Source organism: Polaribacter sp. M10 (genome assembly GCF_054968445.1).
Genome location: NZ_JBSSBG010000006.1, coordinates 151,165 through 171,176 on the forward strand (window position 1 = coordinate 151,165; position 20,012 = coordinate 171,176).

At 31.0% G+C, this 20,012-nt stretch carries 21 protein-coding genes; all 21 read left to right on the top strand.

What is annotated here, in order from left to right:
- The first annotated feature begins 14 nt into the window (after positions 1 to 14).
- The 21 genes from ACWYN7_RS08280 to ACWYN7_RS08380 all read left to right on the top strand — a co-directional run bounded on the left by ACWYN7_RS08280 (position 15) and on the right by ACWYN7_RS08380 (position 20,004).
- Positions 15 to 497 (top strand): DUF305 domain-containing protein, encoded by a 483-nt coding sequence (locus ACWYN7_RS08280; RefSeq protein ID WP_027879803.1) that lies wholly within the window; start codon positions 15 to 17, stop codon positions 495 to 497.
- Positions 487 to 2,265: an efflux RND transporter periplasmic adaptor subunit gene (locus ACWYN7_RS08285; protein WP_054851355.1), complete on the top strand. Its 1,779-nt coding sequence runs from the start codon at positions 487 to 489 to the stop codon at positions 2,263 to 2,265. The genes ACWYN7_RS08280 and ACWYN7_RS08285 overlap by 11 nt, the downstream gene beginning before the upstream one ends.
- A 32-nt stretch (positions 2,266 to 2,297) precedes the next feature.
- Positions 2,298 to 2,792, top strand: a complete 495-nt coding sequence (locus ACWYN7_RS08290; RefSeq protein WP_462859440.1) for a heavy-metal-associated domain-containing protein — start codon at positions 2,298 to 2,300, stop codon at positions 2,790 to 2,792.
- A gap of 874 nt (positions 2,793 to 3,666) precedes the next feature.
- Positions 3,667 to 3,963 carry a helix-turn-helix domain-containing protein gene (locus ACWYN7_RS08295; RefSeq protein ID WP_111126185.1) on the top strand — a complete coding sequence of 99 codons (297 nt, stop codon included), beginning with the start codon at positions 3,667 to 3,669 and terminating at the stop codon, positions 3,961 to 3,963.
- Between the two features lie 132 nt (positions 3,964 to 4,095).
- Positions 4,096 to 4,638 carry a DUF6943 family protein gene (locus tag ACWYN7_RS08300; RefSeq protein ID WP_462859441.1) on the top strand — a complete coding sequence of 181 codons (543 nt, stop codon included), beginning with the start codon at positions 4,096 to 4,098 and terminating at the stop codon, positions 4,636 to 4,638.
- 125 nt (positions 4,639 to 4,763) lie between these two features.
- Positions 4,764 to 5,405, top strand: coding sequence for a DUF6266 family protein (locus ACWYN7_RS08305; protein ID WP_462859442.1), 642 nt, complete (start codon positions 4,764 to 4,766; stop codon positions 5,403 to 5,405).
- Positions 5,406 to 5,746: 341 nt separating this feature from the next.
- Positions 5,747 to 5,992: a hypothetical protein gene (locus tag ACWYN7_RS08310; protein WP_462859443.1), complete on the top strand. Its 246-nt coding sequence runs from the start codon at positions 5,747 to 5,749 to the stop codon at positions 5,990 to 5,992.
- A 101-nt stretch (positions 5,993 to 6,093) separates the two neighbouring features.
- Positions 6,094 to 6,432, top strand: coding sequence for a hypothetical protein (locus ACWYN7_RS08315; protein ID WP_462859444.1), 339 nt, complete (start codon positions 6,094 to 6,096; stop codon positions 6,430 to 6,432).
- A 122-nt stretch (positions 6,433 to 6,554) separates the two neighbouring features.
- Entirely contained in the window at positions 6,555 to 8,297 is a 1,743-nt protein-coding gene (locus ACWYN7_RS08320; protein WP_462859445.1) for a tetratricopeptide repeat protein, read from the top strand.
- 127 nt (positions 8,298 to 8,424) lie between these two features.
- Positions 8,425 to 9,516, top strand: coding sequence for a sensor histidine kinase (locus ACWYN7_RS08325; RefSeq protein WP_462859446.1), 1,092 nt, complete (start codon positions 8,425 to 8,427; stop codon positions 9,514 to 9,516).
- A complete protein-coding gene (locus ACWYN7_RS08330; RefSeq protein ID WP_462859447.1) occupies positions 9,503 to 10,225 on the top strand; it encodes a LytR/AlgR family response regulator transcription factor in 723 nt (240 codons plus the stop codon). The genes ACWYN7_RS08325 and ACWYN7_RS08330 overlap by 14 nt, the downstream gene beginning before the upstream one ends.
- 119 nt (positions 10,226 to 10,344) lie before the next feature.
- Positions 10,345 to 10,965 carry a hypothetical protein gene (locus ACWYN7_RS08335; RefSeq protein WP_462859448.1) on the top strand — a complete coding sequence of 207 codons (621 nt, stop codon included), beginning with the start codon at positions 10,345 to 10,347 and terminating at the stop codon, positions 10,963 to 10,965.
- 32 nt (positions 10,966 to 10,997) lie between these two features.
- The gene (locus ACWYN7_RS08340; protein WP_462859450.1) at positions 10,998 to 13,235 is read left to right on the top strand and encodes a CocE/NonD family hydrolase; all 2,238 of its coding nucleotides are present in this window, start codon (positions 10,998 to 11,000) and stop codon (positions 13,233 to 13,235) included.
- Between the two features lie 38 nt (positions 13,236 to 13,273).
- Entirely contained in the window at positions 13,274 to 13,795 is a 522-nt protein-coding gene (locus ACWYN7_RS08345; protein WP_462859451.1) for a GNAT family N-acetyltransferase, read from the top strand.
- A gap of 82 nt (positions 13,796 to 13,877) precedes the next feature.
- Positions 13,878 to 14,030 carry a hypothetical protein gene (locus ACWYN7_RS08350; RefSeq protein ID WP_462859452.1) on the top strand — a complete coding sequence of 51 codons (153 nt, stop codon included), beginning with the start codon at positions 13,878 to 13,880 and terminating at the stop codon, positions 14,028 to 14,030.
- On the top strand, positions 14,027 to 14,725 hold the full coding sequence (locus tag ACWYN7_RS08355; RefSeq protein ID WP_462859453.1) for a DUF4386 domain-containing protein: 699 nt from the start codon (positions 14,027 to 14,029) through the stop codon (positions 14,723 to 14,725). Before ACWYN7_RS08350 ends, ACWYN7_RS08355 begins: the two co-directional genes overlap by 4 nt.
- Before the next feature lie 77 nt (positions 14,726 to 14,802).
- Entirely contained in the window at positions 14,803 to 15,765 is a 963-nt protein-coding gene (locus ACWYN7_RS08360; RefSeq protein WP_462859455.1) for an NAD(P)-dependent alcohol dehydrogenase, read from the top strand.
- Positions 15,766 to 15,857: 92 nt separating this feature from the next.
- Entirely contained in the window at positions 15,858 to 17,291 is a 1,434-nt protein-coding gene (locus ACWYN7_RS08365) for an amidohydrolase family protein (protein WP_462859456.1), read from the top strand.
- Between the two features lie 91 nt (positions 17,292 to 17,382).
- On the top strand, positions 17,383 to 18,243 hold the full coding sequence (locus ACWYN7_RS08370; RefSeq protein WP_462859457.1) for an alpha/beta fold hydrolase: 861 nt from the start codon (positions 17,383 to 17,385) through the stop codon (positions 18,241 to 18,243).
- Entirely contained in the window at positions 18,240 to 19,142 is a 903-nt protein-coding gene (locus tag ACWYN7_RS08375; RefSeq protein ID WP_462859458.1) for a leucine-rich repeat domain-containing protein, read from the top strand. The genes ACWYN7_RS08370 and ACWYN7_RS08375 overlap by 4 nt, the downstream gene beginning before the upstream one ends.
- Before the next feature lie 448 nt (positions 19,143 to 19,590).
- Positions 19,591 to 20,004, top strand: coding sequence for an HYC_CC_PP family protein (locus ACWYN7_RS08380; RefSeq protein ID WP_462859460.1), 414 nt, complete (start codon positions 19,591 to 19,593; stop codon positions 20,002 to 20,004).
- The last annotated feature ends 8 nt before the right edge of the window (positions 20,005 to 20,012 follow it).

The following is a 20,012-nucleotide window of genomic DNA, read 5'->3' on the forward strand; positions in this document are numbered from 1 at the left end:
AAAATCAAATAATTATGGAAAATTCAAAAAAACACTCAAACAAAGGAAATTACAAAACCTTCTTTATAATGTTGGCTTGCTCATTTGTAGCAATGTACATCACAATGTATTTAAACACCTATTCCATAGACCACGTATGGTTTAGTTTAACACGATTCTATATGACGTGTTTAGGAATTTCAACAATGGCAGTAATAATGTGGTTTTTTATGCGAAAAATGTATAATGATAAAAAGAAGAATATCGCAATACTCGCAAGTAGTTTCATTCTGTTTGTAGGTGCATTAGGGTTGGTGAGAACACAAGCACCAATTATTGGTGATGTCCTTTGGATGAAAGCAATGATACCACATCATTCTATCGCTATTTTAACAAGTGAAAGAGCAGATATTCAAGACCCAGAAGTTAAAAAATTAGCAGAAGACATTATAAAAGCACAACGTAAAGAAATAGAAGAAATGAAAGCAATGATAAAACGATTAGAGAATGAAAAATAATAAAATAGTCATATATATTGGCATACTCGTAGTAGGTGTGTTATTGGGTTGGTTGCTTTTTGGTGGCTCATCAAATGAAGAAATAGACCATAATCACGATGCGGTTGCAGCAACCAATCAAATGTGGACGTGTTCTATGCATCCACAGATTATGCAACCAGAGCCAGGCGACTGCCCCATTTGTGGTATGGATTTAATTCCTGCGGAAAGCGGAAGTGATGGCTTAATGGCAGACCAATTTAAACTAACAGAAAATGCGATGGCATTAGCCAATATTCAAACAACTGTTGTAGGCAAGGGAAATGTTGAAGGCAACACCATAAAGTTATCTGGTAAAATTGCTGAAAACGAAGAAGCCAATGCAGTACAGGTAAGTTATTTCGCTGGAAGAATTGAACGTTTGAATGTGAGTTTTACAGGCGAAGAAGTTCGTAAAGGTCAATTATTGGCAACCATTTATTCGCCAGAACTCTATGCAGCACAACAAGAATTAATCACAGCAGCTTCTTTAAAGGAATCTCAACCTGCTTTATACAAAGCAGTCCGTAATAAATTGAAATTATGGAAACTCTCTGAAAATCAAATCAACCAGATTGAAGAAACAGGAAAAGTAAAAGAAAACTTTCCTGTTTATGCAACCGTTTCGGGTACTGTTACAGAAAAATTGGTAGAGCAAGGCGATTACATCAAACAAGGACAACCCTTATTAAAAATTGCCAATCTCAACACAGTTTGGGGAAACTTTGATGTGTATGAAAATCAGATTGACCGCTTTAAAAAAGGACAGGAAGTGATGATAACAACCAATGCTTATCCTAATAAAGAGTTTAAAGGTAAAGTAGATTTCATTGACCCAGTTTTAAACACGAAAACAAGAACTGTAACCTTACGTGTTGTTTTAAGCAATAAGGACGATGTATTTAAACCAGGAATGTTTGTAACCGCAAATATTGAAGGCAGTACAGCTAAAAATGATGAAGTATTATCAATTCCTGCATCTTCTGTATTATGGACAGGTGAACGTTCTGTGGTGTACCTTAAAACAAATCCAGACCAACCTATTTTTGAAATGCGTGAAATTAAATTAGGCAATCAAATTGGTAATGAATATGAAGTTGTAGAAGGTTTATTTGTTGGAAATGAAATAGTGACTAACGGAACATTTACGGTTGATGCAGCAGCACAATTACAAGGCAAAAAGTCTATGATGAATAAAGATGGTGGTAAAGTAATGACTGGACACGAAGGTCATTTAGGTATGGATAACAATGCATCTAACAAAGAAAGTGACCACACTAATATGAATGAGCGTTTGGAAGTATCAGAGAAATTTCAACAACAGTTAAATAGTGTTTACAATGCGTATATCAATTTAAAAGATGCTTTAGTAAAAGAAGATTCAATAAGTACTTCAGCAAACGCAACAACTTTATTAAATAAATTGAACAAAGTAGATATGAAATTGTTGTCAGATAATAAGGCGCATAACCATTGGATGTCATTAGAAGGCGAAATAAAATCTTCTGCAACTTCAATTTCTGAAACGTCCGATATAAAATCACAAAGAGACCATTTTAAACATTTATCATCACATCTAATCAATGCTGTACAACTATTTGGTATCAATGAAAAGGTCTATGTAGAATTTTGTCCAATGGCAGATAACAATAATGGTGCTTATTGGTTAAGCAAAGAAGAAAAAGTAATCAATCCATATTTTGGCGAAGCAATGCTAACCTGTGGTGAAGTAAAACAAGTAATAGAATAATAAATCAAGTAATAACAATTAAATTTTAAACAATGAATTTTTCAAAGAAAAATCACGAACACAAAAACAAAAATGTAATCGACGTGAGTAAAAAAGTAATTTTAAGTGTAGCTGTAATAGCAGCATTAGGTTTAACAAGTTGTAAAAACGAAACCAAAAAAGAAACAGAAACCACAACTACTGAAATGTCAAAAGATATGGCAATGACAGACCTGTCTTTTGGTGTAAGAGGAAATTGCGGAATGTGTAAAAACACTATCGAAAAAGCAGCTAACGGTGTTGAAGGTGTTGCAAGTGCTAATTGGGATGTCGATAAAAAGAAGATTGATGTGTCTTTTGATGATACAAAAACCGATGCAATGGCAATCCATAAAGCAATCGCAGCTTCAGGATATGATACCGAAAAAGTAGCAGGTGATGAAGAAGCATATGATGGTTTACCAGGTTGTTGTAAATACGACCACGATATGATGATGAATCAATCTGGTGAAGAAGAAAGTGATGACCATTCAAATCACGACCATTAAGCAATAATGAAAGAGTCTTTTTCGGAAGGCTCTTTTTTATTCCCCACAACCCAAAACCCAGTTTTTTCGCTTGCCTTGGCTTGAGCCTGTCGAAAGCTCAAAATCCTCTGTCTTTTGTGTTGTTCCGCGCGCCAATGCATAATTGGTTTTATGTCATAATACTTGTATCTAAAGCTATAATGGCACATTGCTTGTTTTATTTAAACGTCGTTATTTTATAAAATTGGTACAATAAAAAAGCAAAGAGCCATTGCCAACGCACAAACAACTATTACGCCACAAAACCAATCCCAAGCTATGTTACATAATAGAAGTTATAGTAGCAAACGGCACTTTTCAAAGGTTTGCTATCGCAGTGTTAATGCATTTTGTAGCTATAACTGGTATTATGTAAAATATCCGCAATTCCAACGCGCACATCGGAACATATAACCACATTTTGAACAAACATTAAACATCTGAATATTTTAAGGGTTACGTTAATTGATAATAATATTCGTTATCTCATTCAAGCTGCACAAAACCATCGTTAAGTCCAAGTATTCCTTACCTCAAGTCTTTGTTTGTTTCATTTCGTTAACAAATTTAAAAGTCCACTTTTCCCCACCACCCAAGTCAGCGGTTTTAAAAAAATAGGTTCATAATATGCAGTAATACGCCATAGCATATTGCTTTTTATCGTGCCTCAAAAAAACAAAAAGCTATTGCCTAAAAGTCCTGTATAAGTAGCTTGTTTAAATGCTGTTTTATCAAACAACTATTTAAAACGCTACCCATACAAACGCTTCACCCCACGCTCAAATTGGATGTAACCTATTTTTTTAAGAGTTTATGCCCCAAAAAGTGTTGTTCAATAAATTAAATACATTTCAATATGATTACAAAAACAATCCAAATTACAGAAGTCACAGTTGATGAATTAGCGGATAAGGTAGCAGATAAATTATTGTTTAAAATTGAAGATTACCTTAAAGAACTATCAAAATCAAAAAATGATGAATTACTAACAAGACAAGAAGTAGCCGAATATTTAAGAATCAGTTTGGTAACAATACATTCTTGGAATAAACACGGTATTTTAAATCCAATTCGTATGGGCAACAGAATCTTATATAAAAAACAAGATATTTTAGATGTTTTAGAAGAACAGTCAATAAATAAAAAAAGGTAGCAAATATATGTGGCTACCACAGCCAACGCGCAAGGCTATAAAGGTCAAGCCCTACGGGTTTTGAATAAAACTTTTTTCAATACCTTTTTTTTTGATTTAGTCATTCAATAAAAAAACTTTTATCCAAAAACCTTGACAGCCTTACCCACGCCACAACAACTATGGCTATCTTTTTTCTTTTCAAAAAAAAATAATGGCGCGAAGCGTAGCGAAGCAATTTTAAATTGGATAGCTATGTCAACTTTTGAACTAAAAACACACCAAGTCGGAAAAGCTTACTCAAACCCTCATTTTTTTATACTAAACAAAGGGCTAAACAGCGGAAAACCACTCTTAAAATCCTGTGCTAACTGTTTCGTTGTCACTACTACAACAGAAGAGGTAAAACACACACTTTTTAACTTATCTATGATGTTGCAAATAGGCGGGTTTTATGCTTACTATTTAAAAGGAAGTGTTATTCCATTTATTTCAAGAGATGATTGCAGAAATACTCTAAAAAATAGTTTTATATCATTAATAAATAACGAATTTCAATTGCAAAAGCATATTAATATAGTGTCAGCGATTAGTAAAAAAGAAGACGAACTTCAAAAAGTCATTTCAAAAATGGCAGATTTGAAAGTGTCATACATTCAAAGTTTATTTTCTAAAATGCAAAAAGAAGCAATCTAAAGCAACAAAATCCATATCTAACGAATAGCATAAAACTTGCCATATATTCAGTCGGAAGGTACAACTTCGTGTTAAGTCCGTACCAAGTCCGAAGAAAAATAAGTTTCATTTAAATTATTTATGTTATGGGTAAAATTTCCCAAGGTATTTTAGGAGGGCTTTCAGGTAAGGTTGGAAACGTTATCGGTGGAAGCTGGAAAGGAATTGATTACATTAGAATTAAACCCTCAAGTGTAGCCAATCCAAGAACTGTTGGTCAAGTAAACCAAAGAACAAAGTTTACTGCCACTTTAGAATTTTTACAGGCTGTAAAGCCTTTTATTAAGTTAGGGTATAAAGGATTAGCAGTTAAGAAAACAGAATTTAATGCTGCAATGTCGTATGTGTTGAATAATGCGATTACAGGTACTGAACCTAACTTTGTTGTTGACTATCCGAACGCTTTAGTAAGTCGAGGAGGTTTATCTGGTGCGTTAAACCCAACGACTGATTTAGCAACTGCTGGAGAAGTTACCTTTGATTGGGATGATAACTCTGCTGAAGGTAATGCAAATGCTACTGACAAGTCAATGTTATTGATTTACAACCCCTCAAAAAAGGAATCTATTTCTTTACTTGATGGAGCCGACAGAACTGTTGGTTCTCAAATTGTTCCAATCCCAACAACTTATGCAGGAGATACAGTAGAGCTATTTATGGCGTTTATTACTGCTGATGGTAGTCAAGTATCAAACAGTATTTATTTAGGCTCTGGAACAGCTAATTAATGCTTGGTGTTTTTGTTTGGAAACCGCTCTAATCGAGCGGTTTTTTTTATGCTATATTTGTTGCTCTATTTATTAATAGTTGTTGCTAATCTTCTCTTTTTATATGTTTTTTGTATGCTATTTGTTGCCCATATGCAGTATTACCAATGAATACAGGGTTAGTTATATATTGTATCGGAAAGTAATACACTTTTCCTTACTACACAACTACTTGTTTTTCTTTACTTTAACAAAAACAATCTTCCTTTATCTGTTCTAAATCTGTTCTTTTTTAACTAAATTTTATACACGTAAAATTAGGAGGAGTACCTTGGAAACTAGCTATTACAGAAAAAAAAGAATTGGTTATAGGTGTTGGCGCATTTACGTTTCAAGATGAAAATAGAAGATACATTGCAAGTGCATTTAGCTTTCAAAATAATGGTTTGTTTAGAGATTTCGATTACTTCTCAGAAAGCAGTAGTAAAGCATTAGCAGGTAATATTTGTAAAAAGATCAGAAATTTCTCATCTCATTTTGAACCTGACAAAGTCGTTATTCATTTCTATAAAGACATGAGGGAAAAAGAAATAAAACCCATAAAATAAGGTATGAAACTATTAGGCTTACATGTGCTCTATATATTTTAAACATCAACAAAACTGAAGCACAAGACATTATTGCCTATGATAGCAATTGGTCTAATTTAATGCCAAAAAGTGGTACGTATATCAGAATAGGTTTAAATATATTTTTCCTATTTAACAACGCTAGGTATAACAATGATAATAAGTATTCTGCTACAGAAAGTTATCCATTCCCTATTAAAATTAGTATATCAAGTCCAGACAAAGACGCTTTCGAAGATGCAAATATTATAACAGAATTACTTACCCAAGTATATCAATTTAGTAGATTATATTGGAAATCATTAAGACAACAAAATGTACCTGTTACCATAAAATACCCAGCAATGGTTGCAGAACTAGCACCTCGTTTTAATGCTCCAATTCCAGAACATGCAAAAGATAAATTATGGTTTTTGTAAGAAACAAAATATCTAATGAATTCAATTTCCAAACTAAAAATTTATATTACATTTAGAGAGAAATAAGGGTAAAAAATATAATGATAGATAATAAATCCATAGCAGTACTTCCATTCGTCAATATGAGTAACAACATTGAAAACGAATACTTTTGTGATGGATTAACAGAAGAAATCATTAACGCATTAGCAAAAATCAAACAACTTTCGGTTACTTCTCGAACATCTTCATTTTACTTCAAAAACAAAACAGTAACTATTAAAGAGATAAGAGAGAAATTAAATGTAGCGACTTTTATTGAGGGTAGTGTAAGAGTGTCAAAAAAGAAAATGCGCATAACAGTGCAAATGATAGATACTCTAGATGATTTTCATTTTTGGTCAGAAACTTTTGATAGAAACCCAGACAATATTTTTGAAATACAAGATGAAATTAGTCTGTTTATAGCTGAAAAATTACGCGAACACATAGGGCATCTTGAAATTGAAGATAAACTAGTAGCACCTATAGATGTTCCAGTAGCTATTTATAGAGAATATCTGAAAGGCAGGTATTACATCATGAAGTTGGATTATAAAAACTCTATAAAAGGGATCAAGATCTTAAAAAAAGTAATTCAAAAATCACCCAATTTTCCCAATCCCTATCTAGATATTAATTTAGCTTTTTTTAATATGGGAACCATGGGGTTGTTACCTGCATTTGAAGCCTACAAGAAGGCACAGCCTTATTTGTTAAAGGGATTAGAGCTAGACCCAAATTCATCCAGGTCTCAATTGAATAAGGCTTGGATAGAATGCTGGCAAAACTGGAATCTTAAGAAAGCTTACGAACATGCCAATAAGGCTTTAGAGATACAACAAGCAGACGATATTTACTTAACCATTTCTAACTTTTTAACTGTAGAAGGGAAACTAGATGCAGCTCAAAATTATCTCGACAAAGCATTACAATTAGATCCTTTTGCTGCTATAAATCATCATTACAAGGGTTTCTTGTATTACTTAAAAGAAAAATATGATACTGCAATTACACATATGGAAAAGGCATTGGAGCTAGATCCAATGTTACCCTTTCCACCAATCTACATTGGGACTTGTATATTACTATCAGGCAAACCAAAAGAAGCCTTAACTTATTTTAATTCACTTGAAGGAGTTTCTGTGAAAGACCTTACCAAATTAGGAGGGTTAACCATGTGTTATGCAAAACTCAATGATACTGAAAAGTGCAATCAGGGATTAAAGGAATTAAAATCTTATTTAACAACGGAACTTGTAGATAAGGCATTTACATTTATGATATTAGTTAATGCCTTATTAGGTAATAATGAAAAGGTAATTGATTTAGTAGAGCAAGCATATAATAAACGTTTACCATTAGTTTTGCTATTAAATCCATCACCAATTCTGAAACCTGTAAAACATCACAAAAGGTTTAAAGACATCATGCTTAAAGCAATTCCTGATAATGTTAACTACAAACAACAAAAAAAGTACAAACAAGTTTTACTAGATACAAACGACATTAAAAAGTACAGTATAGAGTTGAAGCAAATTATGATGGATTACAAACTGTATTTAAACCCAGACTTATCATTAAAAGATTTAGCATCTTACTTGGAACTTCCTGCTAATTATGTTTCTCAGTTATTAAATCTGGGCTTTCAAAAAAACTTTTCGGAATATGTGAATACCTTTAGAGTGAATGAATTTAAAGAACGTGTTCTTTTAGAAGAAAATAAAGGTTTAACAATTATGGCTGTCGCTTACGATAGTGGTTTTAACTCTAAAACAGTGTTTAATACATTCTTCAAAAAAATGGAAGGTACCACACCTAATTCTTACTTAAAGAACAACAATTAGTTCTGACTTTATAATTAGAATGATTAGAACTTAGCATGTTGTTTTATAACAGCATTTAAACCTCATATTTGACGTTCCTGTATTTTTCCTTTCACTATTTAAAAGTATTTCGTTGCTTTGTTTAGGAATGGATATCAATAAGAAAACAAATATTAGTAATACAAGAATATCTCTTTATTGGAAATGTCAATTAATAGGATGGAGTATTGTTTCTGTTTATTGGGCATATACAGTATATACAAGAGATAATTATGGCATTTTTTATACGCTGTTAAATTATGTATTAGATATTTCGATTGGAATATTTTTAACACACATGTACAGACGATTTGCCTTAAAAGCAAAATGGAGTAGTTTACCTATAAAAAAACTACTAATCCGTTTAGTGCCTACAATACTTTTATTAGCTGTTTTATACGTGTTAATAAACAATTTGAAATGGCATGCTTACTGGACTTTGATTGCAGGCGAGGATAAAAATCTATGGAAGTCTATTATTTACTGGGATCCAATATTACTTACCGGACTAAGATTAATGTCTATTTGGATTTTGGCGTATCACTTGTATCATTATTATCAGAAGGAAGTTGTTACGGCTAAAGAAAATGCTCAATTATCTTTAATAGCTAAACAAGCTCAATTAGATAATTTATCGGCTCAATTAAATCCTCACTTCTTATTCAATTCCTTAAACTCAATTAAATCGTTGGTCATCGAAAATCCTAACGTGGCAAGAAGAGCAATTGATTTATTGTCAGATTTATTACGGTCATCATTATATGAAAAAGACAAAGGTTTAATTTCTATTAAAAATGAACTTGCCTTAGTTTATGATTATATTGAATTAGAAAAAATGCGTTTTGAAGAACGACTGCAACTAAAAACCAATATTGATAATAACCTGATTAATTATAAGATTCCCACGTTAAGTATTCAGTTGTTAGTTGAAAATGCTATAAAACATGGCATTGACTTAAAAGTTGGAGGTGGTGTTGTTTTCTTGAAAATTAATAAACAGGATGCGAATATTCATATTACGGTTGAGAATCCTGGAGTAATTAACAAAAACAAAAGTGTTGGATTAGGTATAAAAAACTTAAAAAAACGCTTAGAAATCCAATATAAAGGCAAGGCTAATTTTAGCTTAATAGCGAAAGAAAATGACTGTGTAGTTGCAGAAATAATAATTCCAATGCATATTGAAGATGAAAAGATATAAAACCATAATCATTGATGATGAACGTTTGGCTAGAGAAGAAGTAAAACGTGCATTAGAAAAATACCAAGAGTTTGAAATTATAGGAGAAGCCAGTCATGTAGATGAGGCCATAACTTTAATTAAAGACTTACAGCCAGATCTATTGTTTTTAGATATCCACATGCCAGGGAAATCTGGGTTTGATTTATTGGAAGAATTAACCAATGTACCAGATGTTGTTTTTACAACAGCCTATGATAAATATGCTGTAAAAGCTTTTGAGATGAACGCTTTAGATTATTTGGTAAAACCTTTAAGAGAGGAACGTTTTTCTAAAACAATAGAAAAAGTGAAAGTAGAATTATCTAAAAGAGTACAATTAGAGTCTACAATTTTACCCATGCATCAAAAGATATTTATAAAAGATGGTGAAAAATGTTATTTTATTCCGCTAACAGATATACATTTTATTGAATCGTTAGAAAATTATGCACGTTTGTATTTTGGTTCGGATAAAGCAATGATAAAGCGCTCTTTAAATTTATTATCAGAGAAATTAGACCCTAAAGTCTTTTTCCGTGTAAATCGTAGCCAAATGATTAATATACACTATATCAAAGAGATTCACCCCTACTTCAATAATAAATTACAAATTATATTAACTACAGGAGAAAAGGTAGAAGTATCTAATAGACAATCTGTTAAGTTTAAAAACTGGAACAGTTTATAAATAAACAATCGCTCAATTTTATAACGCTCGCTTACATTTATTTACGCTCATGTACTTTTCCTTTTCTGATAGAAACAGACACCTTTACTTTGTATTATCATTAATTTAAAACTCTTATTATGAAGTATTTAAAAGTTGCATTCGGAATAGTAAAAATCGTGTATTTAGTTATAATTTCATTGTTGATGTCTTGTAGTGAAAACACTGATTCATTAGCAGAACAACCAACGTTAAACGATTATATGGTTGGGGAAACATGGGTTTGGAAATATAAAGGAGTAACCACAGAAGGTGAAGTACGTTCTAATGGAGAAGACACAAGAGAAATTGTTAGTAAGAATGGCGTTTTAGGTATGACAATAGGAAAAGATACAATTCCACTAACAGACATTACAAAGCCAGAAGAAAGCAAAACACCAAAATACAAGTGGCCTTTAAAAGTTGGTGAGAAATGGAAATATGAAAAAAATTGGACCAGTCAAGATGGTACTACAGGAACTCAAAGTCAAGATGCAAAAGTAGTATCTTATAAACAAGAAACTGTAGACGCAGGTACATTTATGGCTTATACTATTGAATACAAAGGAACGGTTTCAAATTCTAGAGGATACAATGCGCAAACAGATGAAGTTTGGTTGTATGCACCAGAAATAAAAAACTTTATTAAAATGACGCAAACTCAAGATGGCTTTTTGTACAATGAAGAGTTAATCAAGTATAAAAAACCAAATGAGAAATAGTATAGGTTACTATCCGTTTTCAATCACAAACAATGAAAAAATTAGTCCTGATATTACTTTTAATCACTATACCTATAGCTTCTTTTGGTCAAGAAATATCATTTAAGAAGGTAGAACTCTCAGATTCAATAGCACTTGCAAATCAAATGAAGCAATTAGCCTTGTTATGTGATACTCAAAATTCATCAGAATTAGAATTAGAATTAGATATATTTAATTTTCAGGTCATTAGAGGTAATTATAAAGCGGCATTAGTTACTTTAAAAAAAGCAATTAAAGAAATACCAAAAGATCAAAGACCGTATTTAGATATATATAGGCATTATGTAGAGGCAAAGCTTTCTTCGAATTTTAAAGATGCGTTTAAAAACTCTTATAACAAATACGTAAATAACTCTGATGATATACAAGTTATTAATTTAGATAAAGCGTTGATATTAAGAGATCCTACAGATTATTATGTTAGTGATTTCAACAATACGTACAGTAATATTAAATCAGGAAAAATAACACAGGAAATAGCTAAAGATTTAGTAAAAAAATACTTTTTAAGTACTGTGTTTTCATCTACCAGAGCTATTTATTTTCAGGAAATAAAGCAAGACCATAAACGCAAGTATTTTACAAATGATAGTATTGTAATACCTATGAAAGATGGTGCAGAAATTTCTGTGGTATTAGTTCAGAAAAAGGGAAGTTCAACTACTAAAAAATCTGCAATATTAGTGTCTTCTATCTATACAGGTACAAATATAGCTTCAGCAATGTTAGCAGCATCTAAGGGCTATGTTGGAGTTATTTCTAATACAAGAGGGAAAAGATTGAGTAAAAGCGATATAAAACCTCTTGAATATGAACATACAGATGTTTATGAGATCATTGATTGGATTAGTAAACAATCATGGTCTAATCAAAAAGTAGCAATGTTTGGTGGTAGTTACAATGGTTTTGCGCAATGGGCTTCTATGAAACATAAAGTACATCCTGCATTAAAAACAATTGTTCCAATGGTAGCCATTGCGCCTGGAATTGATTATCCGATGGAAAATAATGTACTGCATAATTATTCATATTCTTGGAATTTTTATGTCACCAACAACAAGTTTCTAGACTTTGAAGCTTCGAATGATTTTAATCGTTGGAATACCTTAAAAAACACATGGTACAAAACCGGAGTTGCATATAACAAATTGGATAGTTTAGATGGCCAAGTAAATACATTATGGAACACCTATATGCAGCATCCTAGTTATGATGATTATTGGAAAAAGATGATTCCATATAAGGAGGAATTTACTAAGATTGATATTCCTATTTTAACCATTACAGGGTATTATGATGATTCGCAAAGAGGTGCGATGTATTACTACAATCAACATCATAAATATGCTAAAAACCCAAATCATTTTTTATTAATTGGCCCTTATGATCATTGGACTGCACAATCGAAGCCAGAAGAAAGCTTAAGGAATTATAAATTAGACAAATCTGCTTTGATAAACATTGGAAAGGATATTATTTACCAATGGTTTGATTATGTTTTAAAAGGAAAAGCAAAACCAAGTATTTTAAAAGATAAAGTGAATTTTCAGGTAATGGATACCGATACTTGGATGCATAAACCGAGTTTAAGTGCCATGGCCAATGATACCTTAATGTATTATTTTAGTGCCACAAAAACAGATGATTTTTATAAGTTAAAATCAGAAGCGAATCCTTCTAAAGTTGATATGAAAGTTGATATGAGAGATAGAAAAAGCATGACTAATACAGAATATTATCCATGGCCTCTAGAAAAAGACAACATCAACTTAAACGATGGTTTAATTTTTAAATCTGAAGCTCTAAAAGAAGATATTATTATCAATGGTTCTTTTACTGGGAATCTTGAGTTTTTAATCAATAAAAAAGATGTTGACTATTCTGTTATAGTCTATCAATTAACACCAGAAAACAAATACTTTCATTTAAGCTATTATATTGGTAGAGCTAGCTTTTCTAAAGACAGAGAGCACAGAAATTTACTTGTACCTAATAAAAAGACGCAAGTGTCTTTTGATAATTCTAAATTGATTAGCAAAAAAATACAGAAAGGTAGTCGGTTTGTTGTAGTTGTTAATGTAAATAAAAACAACAATGCTCAAATTAATTATGGCACAGGTAGAGATGTAAATAGTGAAAGCGTTAAGGATGCAGAAATTCCTTTGAAAATAACCTTTACAGGTAACAGCAGTATTTCTTTACCTATATGGAATCCTGTGAAGGAATGACAAATTCTGATATTTATATCCTATCAAGTATCTATATAATGAAACTAAAAAGACTAAAAAAAAGTACCGATAATTACTTCCATCAAGCGTGGAAACTTTATAATGATGCTTTCCCTCTTGATGAAAGAAGGACTTTAGATGTCCAAAAACGCGTTTTAAAAAGAAGCAATTATCATTTTGAGATTCTAATTGATCACAATCAGTTTATTGGGTTTATTCTATGGTGGGATTTTGAAGAGTTTAGATATATTGACCACTTTGCGACAAGTAAAAATATTAGAAATAAAGGTTTTGGGAAACTAATTCTCAATACGTTTATTAATAATGATGACAAGTCTATTCTTTTAGAAGTGGAGTTACCAGCATCAAGTATTGACCAAAGACGAATAAATTTTTACGAGCGATTAGGATTTAAATTAAACTTACACGATTACAAAGTGCCTTCAAGTGTCGATAATCGTAAAATTGATTTATTGGTTATGTCTTATCCAGAAGCTATATCCAAAGAAACTTTAAATCGATTTATTGTTAATAATCACCCAATAATATTCAATTCTTAAACTTAGTGCTGATTCATAAAATAGAACTTTAAACGCTTTCATTCATCCTACTTTTAAAAGTAATTAATACAATCAATAAAAAATGAAAACAAAAAAAAGTACAAAAGGAGTTAAGATAGCTGTAGGTGTAATTTTTGGAGTGTTAGTTGGGGTCTTAACCTCTAATATTGCATTATCGCTACCCATTGGAATTGCAATTGGTGCAGGTTTAGAATATACAACTCAAAAAAGATGAGCACAACAAATAATAAAATTAGTGAAATACAGAAACAAACTAAAATAGTTGGTTTTACCTATTTAACAACAACCTTAATTGGGTTCATAAATATTTTCTTTGTTAAAATAGGTCTACATAAACCTGAAACACTATTAGCATCAGAATTTCAGTTTAGAATGTCCATAGTTTTAGATATTACAATGTACGCATTAGTAATGTGGATGGCTGTTGCACTGTATATACTAACGAAGTCTATTAATAAAAATAGAGCGACTCTCGGATTTATATTTAGAGTGGCAGAAGTCGTGATGGGTTTCGTAATGCTATTATTATATGCAGCGCCATTAATTATTTTAAGAAAGGAAGAAAAATACCAGTTTACAAATGATACTTTACATTCATTAGCTTCTGTTTTTTTTGACGTATATGGCATGGGATCTAATCTTCATCTCATTCTTATGAGTATAGGTGCATTCATATTTATTAAATTGTTACAATCAGCTTCTTATGTACCTAAATGGTTAAGTTATTGGGGGCTTTTCACCTATACAACAATTTTTATAGGTTTCACTTCGCAAATTCTATTTCCAGTCATTTCAAAACAATTAATGGTATTGATGGCACCAGGTGCATTATTTGAGCTAGTATTTGGTATTTGGCTTTTAATTAACGGAGTAAATCTTAAGTGTCTCCAATCCCAAACTACTGTGTAATCCATTTCGTTCGGCTTTATAAAGAAGAACTTTTATAATACATATGTTTACCATTTTTGTCCTAAATAATAACAATTATGAAAAAAGCAATTTATACAACATACGGTTCACCAGAAGTTATTCAAATAATTGATGTTGAAATCCCATCACCAAAACCTAATGAGATTTTAGTAAAAATCAAAGCCGCATCAGTAACAAGAGCAGATACAATGATGCGACAAGGTATACCTAAATTTGGTAGAATATTTTTAGGATTATTCAAACCTAAGAACACAGTTTTAGGAACGGGATTTTCAGGAATCGTAGAGGCTATAGGTTCACAAATCACAAGGTTTAAAATAGGTGATGAAGTTTTCGGAGAAAAATTGTTTGGAAACGGAAGTAACTCCGAATATTTATGTATTGGAGAAAATGAACTTGTAGAAAAAAAACCAAAAAATATTTCTCATTGTGACGCTGCACCAATATGTGACGGTTTTTTAACCTCTTATAATTTCCTAAAAGAACATGCAAAAATTAAAGAAGGTCAACATGTATTTATTAATGGAGCTTCTGGTAGTTTAGGTTCTGCTGCTGTACAGTTAGCAAAAGCAATGGGTGCAAAGGTTACTGGTATATGTAGTTCAAAAAATATGGATTTTGTGATAGCATTAGGTGCAGATGAGGTGTTAGATTATACCACAATAAAATTGAACGAACTACAAAGTAGATATGATGTGGTTTACGATACTGTGGGTAAGCTTTCTTATAATAACTCTAAAAATATTTTAAATGATAATGGAATTTTTATGACACCTGTACTAAGTATTCAAATATTAGGGCAAATGATATTGCACCCCCAAAAAGTTAAGTTTGAAGCTACTGGCATAAAAAAGAAAGAAGAATTAAAAAGTTTGCTAAAGGACTTAATAAGTCTCTTTAAACAGAATCAACTGCAAACTCATATTGACAAAACATATAATTTAGAGGATTTAAAATACGCTCATCAATATATTGAAACAGCTCGCAAAGTGGGCAACATTGTTATCATCAATCCATAAATCATTAATAAAAAAACGAACATCAAATGTTTTTAAACCACAACTACTGTTAATTTTTAATTGATATAATACGTTGTTTAAAATTTATAAAAATGAAAATAGTAAAACGAATTTTAAAAATTGTCTTCGCTCTTATCGGCTTGCTAGTGCTCATAGGAATCATTACACTTTGGATTGATTCATCAAGAACAAATTATCTCGATATTAATAAGAATGAATCAATATCTAATAATTCTTATCTCATAAAGAATGTCAATGTTATCCCAATGAACCAAGACACTGTTTTGGTTAATAAAATGGTGTATATAAAAGACGGAATTATTGAAAAGATTGCAGATACTATTGAGGTCAATGGAATTCAAATTTTTGACGGAGAGGATAAGTATCTAACACCAGGTCTTATCGATATGCACGTACATGTGTGGGATAGATATGAACTCGGACTCTACCTATCCAATGGTGTAACAGCCGTTAGAAATCTTTGGGGTATGCCAATGCATTTAAGAATTAAAGAAGATGTAATGGAAGATAATATTTTTTCACCATCGTTTTTTACGACAGGACCAAAATTAACAGGCTCAGAATTCATTGGTTATGACAATTTAAATCTAAGTAATCCGAGTGAAGCTAAAGACAAAGTTATTTCATATAAAGACAGAGGTTACGATTTCATCAAAACATATTATGGATTAGAAAAAAAGGTTTTTGATGCTGTGATTGAACAAGCCAAGATTTCTGATATTGATATTGTTGCTCACCCTTCTCAAAAAGTATCTTTTTCATATCATTTGAATTTTCAAATCAAAACTATTGAACATGCTGAAGAAATTGTACAGCAACCCTTACAGTTTGATTTAGATACTATTAAACTGCAACCCATAATTGATTCAATTTCGCAATCCAAACACACAAATTATAGTCCTACAATTACGGTATTTAGTAATATTTATCAAATGATGATGGATGATTACATTTTAGAATCAGAATCATTAAAATACATGAATCCACTCATTAAAAAAACGGATAGCAAAGAACAGTTTGAACGTTGGTTCAATGCTAAAAAAGAAGATCCTACGACCGTTGATAGGATAAAAAAACAGCACAATTTTCACATAACCATCGTTAAAAAGCTGCATGAAGCGGGTGTTACTATAATTTGTGGTACTGATGGCGGTATTGGAGTTACCCTTCCAGGGTTTTCAATTCATCAAGAACTGAATTTTTACAAAGAAGCTGGACTTTCTAATTTCGAGGTTTTGAAAACGGCTACTGTAAATGCTTCCCAAACGCATGCAATGATGAATCAACTTGGGACTATTGAAGAAGGCAAGATTGCCAACTTATTATTAGTGGATGAAAATCCTCTTGTTGAGTTATCGACACTTCGTAATCCAACCTATGTTTTTGTGAAGGGAAAAAAATTAAATAGAGAGACTTTGGATTCTTTTAATGAAAAGGCAAAAAACCGAAAGAATTTAATAGCTACGGCTCTTAGGTATTTGGAAAACTTAATCATTGAAAAATAAAATATAGGCTATAAAGTATTAAAATCAGAAATAGTCATATATCATTTAATCAAAAAAACTATTACAATCATCAATCAAATAAAGAATAAATATGTTTTTCAAAACTAAAGAAGGTAAAGAAAAAATCATAACCCTTTACAATCAAAAGTTAGATGAGCTGAATATTAAATATTCAGAAAAATTGTTAGAAACAAAGTTTGGAGTAACTAATGTGATCATTACTGGTAATACTAAAAATCCGCCTTTACTGCTGATTCATGGTACAGGAGGTTGTGCCCCTTTAATTTTAGAATCATTTCCAAATTTATCTTCAAAATTTTGTGTTTACACAGTTGATGTATTAGCACAACCGAATAAAAGTGCAGAAAATAGATTAGACATGAAGTCTTTAGATTATGGAAAGTGGCTGATAGAAATCATAATTAAATTAAGACTAAAAGATGTAACCTTGGTTGGTTTTTCTTTTGGTGGTTTAATTAGCGTAAAAGCTTTAGAATTTAATGAATCATCTATTAAACAAGTTTTCTTAATTGCACCTGTATATATTGTTAATGGTAATCCATTACTTGGTTTATGGAAAATGTTTATACCCTTAAAAAAGTTTATAAAAACTAATAATACAAAATACATTAAAAAAGTAATGCAAGCACTTTTTTCAGAATACGATGATTTTGCATTAAACTTCATGTCAACTACATTTCAACAGTGTAATATGGATTTTTCACCTTTACCAATAATAACTAAGGAAAAGGCAAAAAACATTAAAACACCAATCAGCATTTTTGCAGCCGAAAAAGACATCTTATTTCCAGGTAAAAAGATGATAAAACGTGCTAAGAAAGTATTTCCTTCTTTAGAAGAAGTAATGTTATTAGTGGGGTCTAAACATGTACCAACCAATATAAATTTTAAAATAATTGAAGAGTTAATTCTCATTAAATCAATAAAATGAATAAAAATATAAAACTATTTTACACTGCATTATTAGCAATCAGCCTGTTTTTTTCGTGTTCAAAAGATGACAATATGAATATAAACTCTGATAATTTTTTAAGTATACCTGACACTAGCTTCGAGGAAATACTTATAGCAAAAGGTATTGATTCAGATGGCGTTGTTAACCGCCAAATACTGAAGTCAGATGCTCAAGTTATTGAAGATTTAGATTTAGCAAACTTAGAGTTGGGTACTATTACTAATTTATCTGGTATTGAAGGGTTTACAAGTTTAAAGAGATTATATGCAAATCAACATGATATAGAGCAGATAGATTTGAGTGCTAATTTTCTTTTGGAAGAAGTATATCTAGCAGGTAACTACCTATCTAGCATAGATGTGAGTAAAAACACAAACCTTGTAGATCTAGATTTAACATCAAACCAACTTACAACGATCATAGGATTATCTAACCTAGTAAAACTAAAAAGTATTGATTTATCTTTCAATTACTTTGTAGAATTAAGTATTAATAATCCAGCATTAGAAGTTCTTCATTTTAGTAATAATGATTTAATAAACCTAGATATAAGTTCAGTTGTAAATCTTAAAAACGTATTGCTAACATCAAATAAGCTCAATAGTTTAGATATATCTTCAAATAAAGAACTACAAACATTATTGGTATCAGATAACCAATTACAAAGTATTAATCTTAGTGAAAATACGAGTTTAACGCATGTATACATAGCTAGTAATTTGATTACAGGTTTAGATGTAAGTAAAAATCAAAACTTAGTGGAATTAAAAGTAGATAGAAATCCAAGTTTAAATTGTATTAAAATAGCTAATGGTCAAAATATACCATCTGTAACCTTATCCAATCATCAAGTATTAAATGATTCTTGTAATTAACAAATTAAACTCAATAATAAGATGAAATCAATAAAAGAAACCAGTAAAATTCCGGAACCTAACATGATTCCAATAAATGGTATTAAATTAGAAGTTTTTGAAGCAGGTAAAAAAATATAGGCAATCCTGCTGAAAAAATATAAATATCAAGCAACAGAAAGTGCTCTCCATTTTTTCTATAGAAGTATTTTTAACCCGATAAAGGTACTTTTAAAATTACAGATATGCTCCTAGTATTATCTGCATAAGTAGATCAATTTAGCAGCATTTGCAGAAAATCTTTAATATAACAAAACTTAACAATTACCATCTAATATTTTGAATTGGTAACTAAATTATGATACATATTTTCAAAACACTCCCTATCAAATACTGAAGATTAATTATAGTTTTTACAAAACAAAATAACAAGTTGTTAAATTTTCGTAACTTTGTATCAGATATGAATATAAAACAGTTTTTCCATAAAATAATAGCCTTAGTAATGGTTTTTGTAGTGTTATGCGCTACAATGTCATTTACTATAAACATGCATTATTGTGGAGATACTTTAGTGGAAACTGCTCTTTTTCATAAGGCCAAAGGTTGTGGCATGGAAATGGAAAAACCTTCAACTGAAGAGTGTTCAGTGATAAAGAAAAACTGTTGTAATGACAAGCAATTAGCAATTCAAGGTCAAGACGAATTACAATTGCAAGTTGACAAGATCACGTTTGAGCAACACCTATTTATAGCTTCATTTGTTTACACTTATAGTAACCTTTTTGAAGGTTTAGACAATAATGTATCTACGTACGAAGAATACAAACCACCACTCGTCATAAGGCAACTCTACAAGATTGACGAGACATACTTAATTTGATTTTTAAA

Coding starts and splice junctions, on each gene's coding strand:
- ACWYN7_RS08325 (WP_462859446.1), top strand. CDS start 8,425: ATGGATATCAATAAGAAAACAAATATTAGTAATACAAGAATATCTCTT.
- ACWYN7_RS08290 (WP_462859440.1), top strand. CDS start 2,298: ATGAATTTTTCAAAGAAAAATCACGAACACAAAAACAAAAATGTAATC.
- ACWYN7_RS08335 (WP_462859448.1), top strand. CDS start 10,345: ATGAAGTATTTAAAAGTTGCATTCGGAATAGTAAAAATCGTGTATTTA.
- ACWYN7_RS08375 (WP_462859458.1), top strand. CDS start 18,240: ATGAATAAAAATATAAAACTATTTTACACTGCATTATTAGCAATCAGC.
- ACWYN7_RS08285 (WP_054851355.1), top strand. CDS start 487: ATGAAAAATAATAAAATAGTCATATATATTGGCATACTCGTAGTAGGT.
- ACWYN7_RS08365 (WP_462859456.1), top strand. CDS start 15,858: ATGAAAATAGTAAAACGAATTTTAAAAATTGTCTTCGCTCTTATCGGC.
- ACWYN7_RS08350 (WP_462859452.1), top strand. CDS start 13,878: ATGAAAACAAAAAAAAGTACAAAAGGAGTTAAGATAGCTGTAGGTGTA.
- ACWYN7_RS08305 (WP_462859442.1), top strand. CDS start 4,764: ATGGGTAAAATTTCCCAAGGTATTTTAGGAGGGCTTTCAGGTAAGGTT.
- ACWYN7_RS08280 (WP_027879803.1), top strand. CDS start 15: ATGGAAAATTCAAAAAAACACTCAAACAAAGGAAATTACAAAACCTTC.
- ACWYN7_RS08355 (WP_462859453.1), top strand. CDS start 14,027: ATGAGCACAACAAATAATAAAATTAGTGAAATACAGAAACAAACTAAA.
- ACWYN7_RS08370 (WP_462859457.1), top strand. CDS start 17,383: ATGTTTTTCAAAACTAAAGAAGGTAAAGAAAAAATCATAACCCTTTAC.
- ACWYN7_RS08330 (WP_462859447.1), top strand. CDS start 9,503: ATGAAAAGATATAAAACCATAATCATTGATGATGAACGTTTGGCTAGA.
- ACWYN7_RS08315 (WP_462859444.1), top strand. CDS start 6,094: ATGCCAAAAAGTGGTACGTATATCAGAATAGGTTTAAATATATTTTTC.
- ACWYN7_RS08345 (WP_462859451.1), top strand. CDS start 13,274: ATGAAACTAAAAAGACTAAAAAAAAGTACCGATAATTACTTCCATCAA.
- ACWYN7_RS08340 (WP_462859450.1), top strand. CDS start 10,998: ATGAAAAAATTAGTCCTGATATTACTTTTAATCACTATACCTATAGCT.
- ACWYN7_RS08360 (WP_462859455.1), top strand. CDS start 14,803: ATGAAAAAAGCAATTTATACAACATACGGTTCACCAGAAGTTATTCAA.
- ACWYN7_RS08320 (WP_462859445.1), top strand. CDS start 6,555: ATGAGTAACAACATTGAAAACGAATACTTTTGTGATGGATTAACAGAA.
- ACWYN7_RS08295 (WP_111126185.1), top strand. CDS start 3,667: ATGATTACAAAAACAATCCAAATTACAGAAGTCACAGTTGATGAATTA.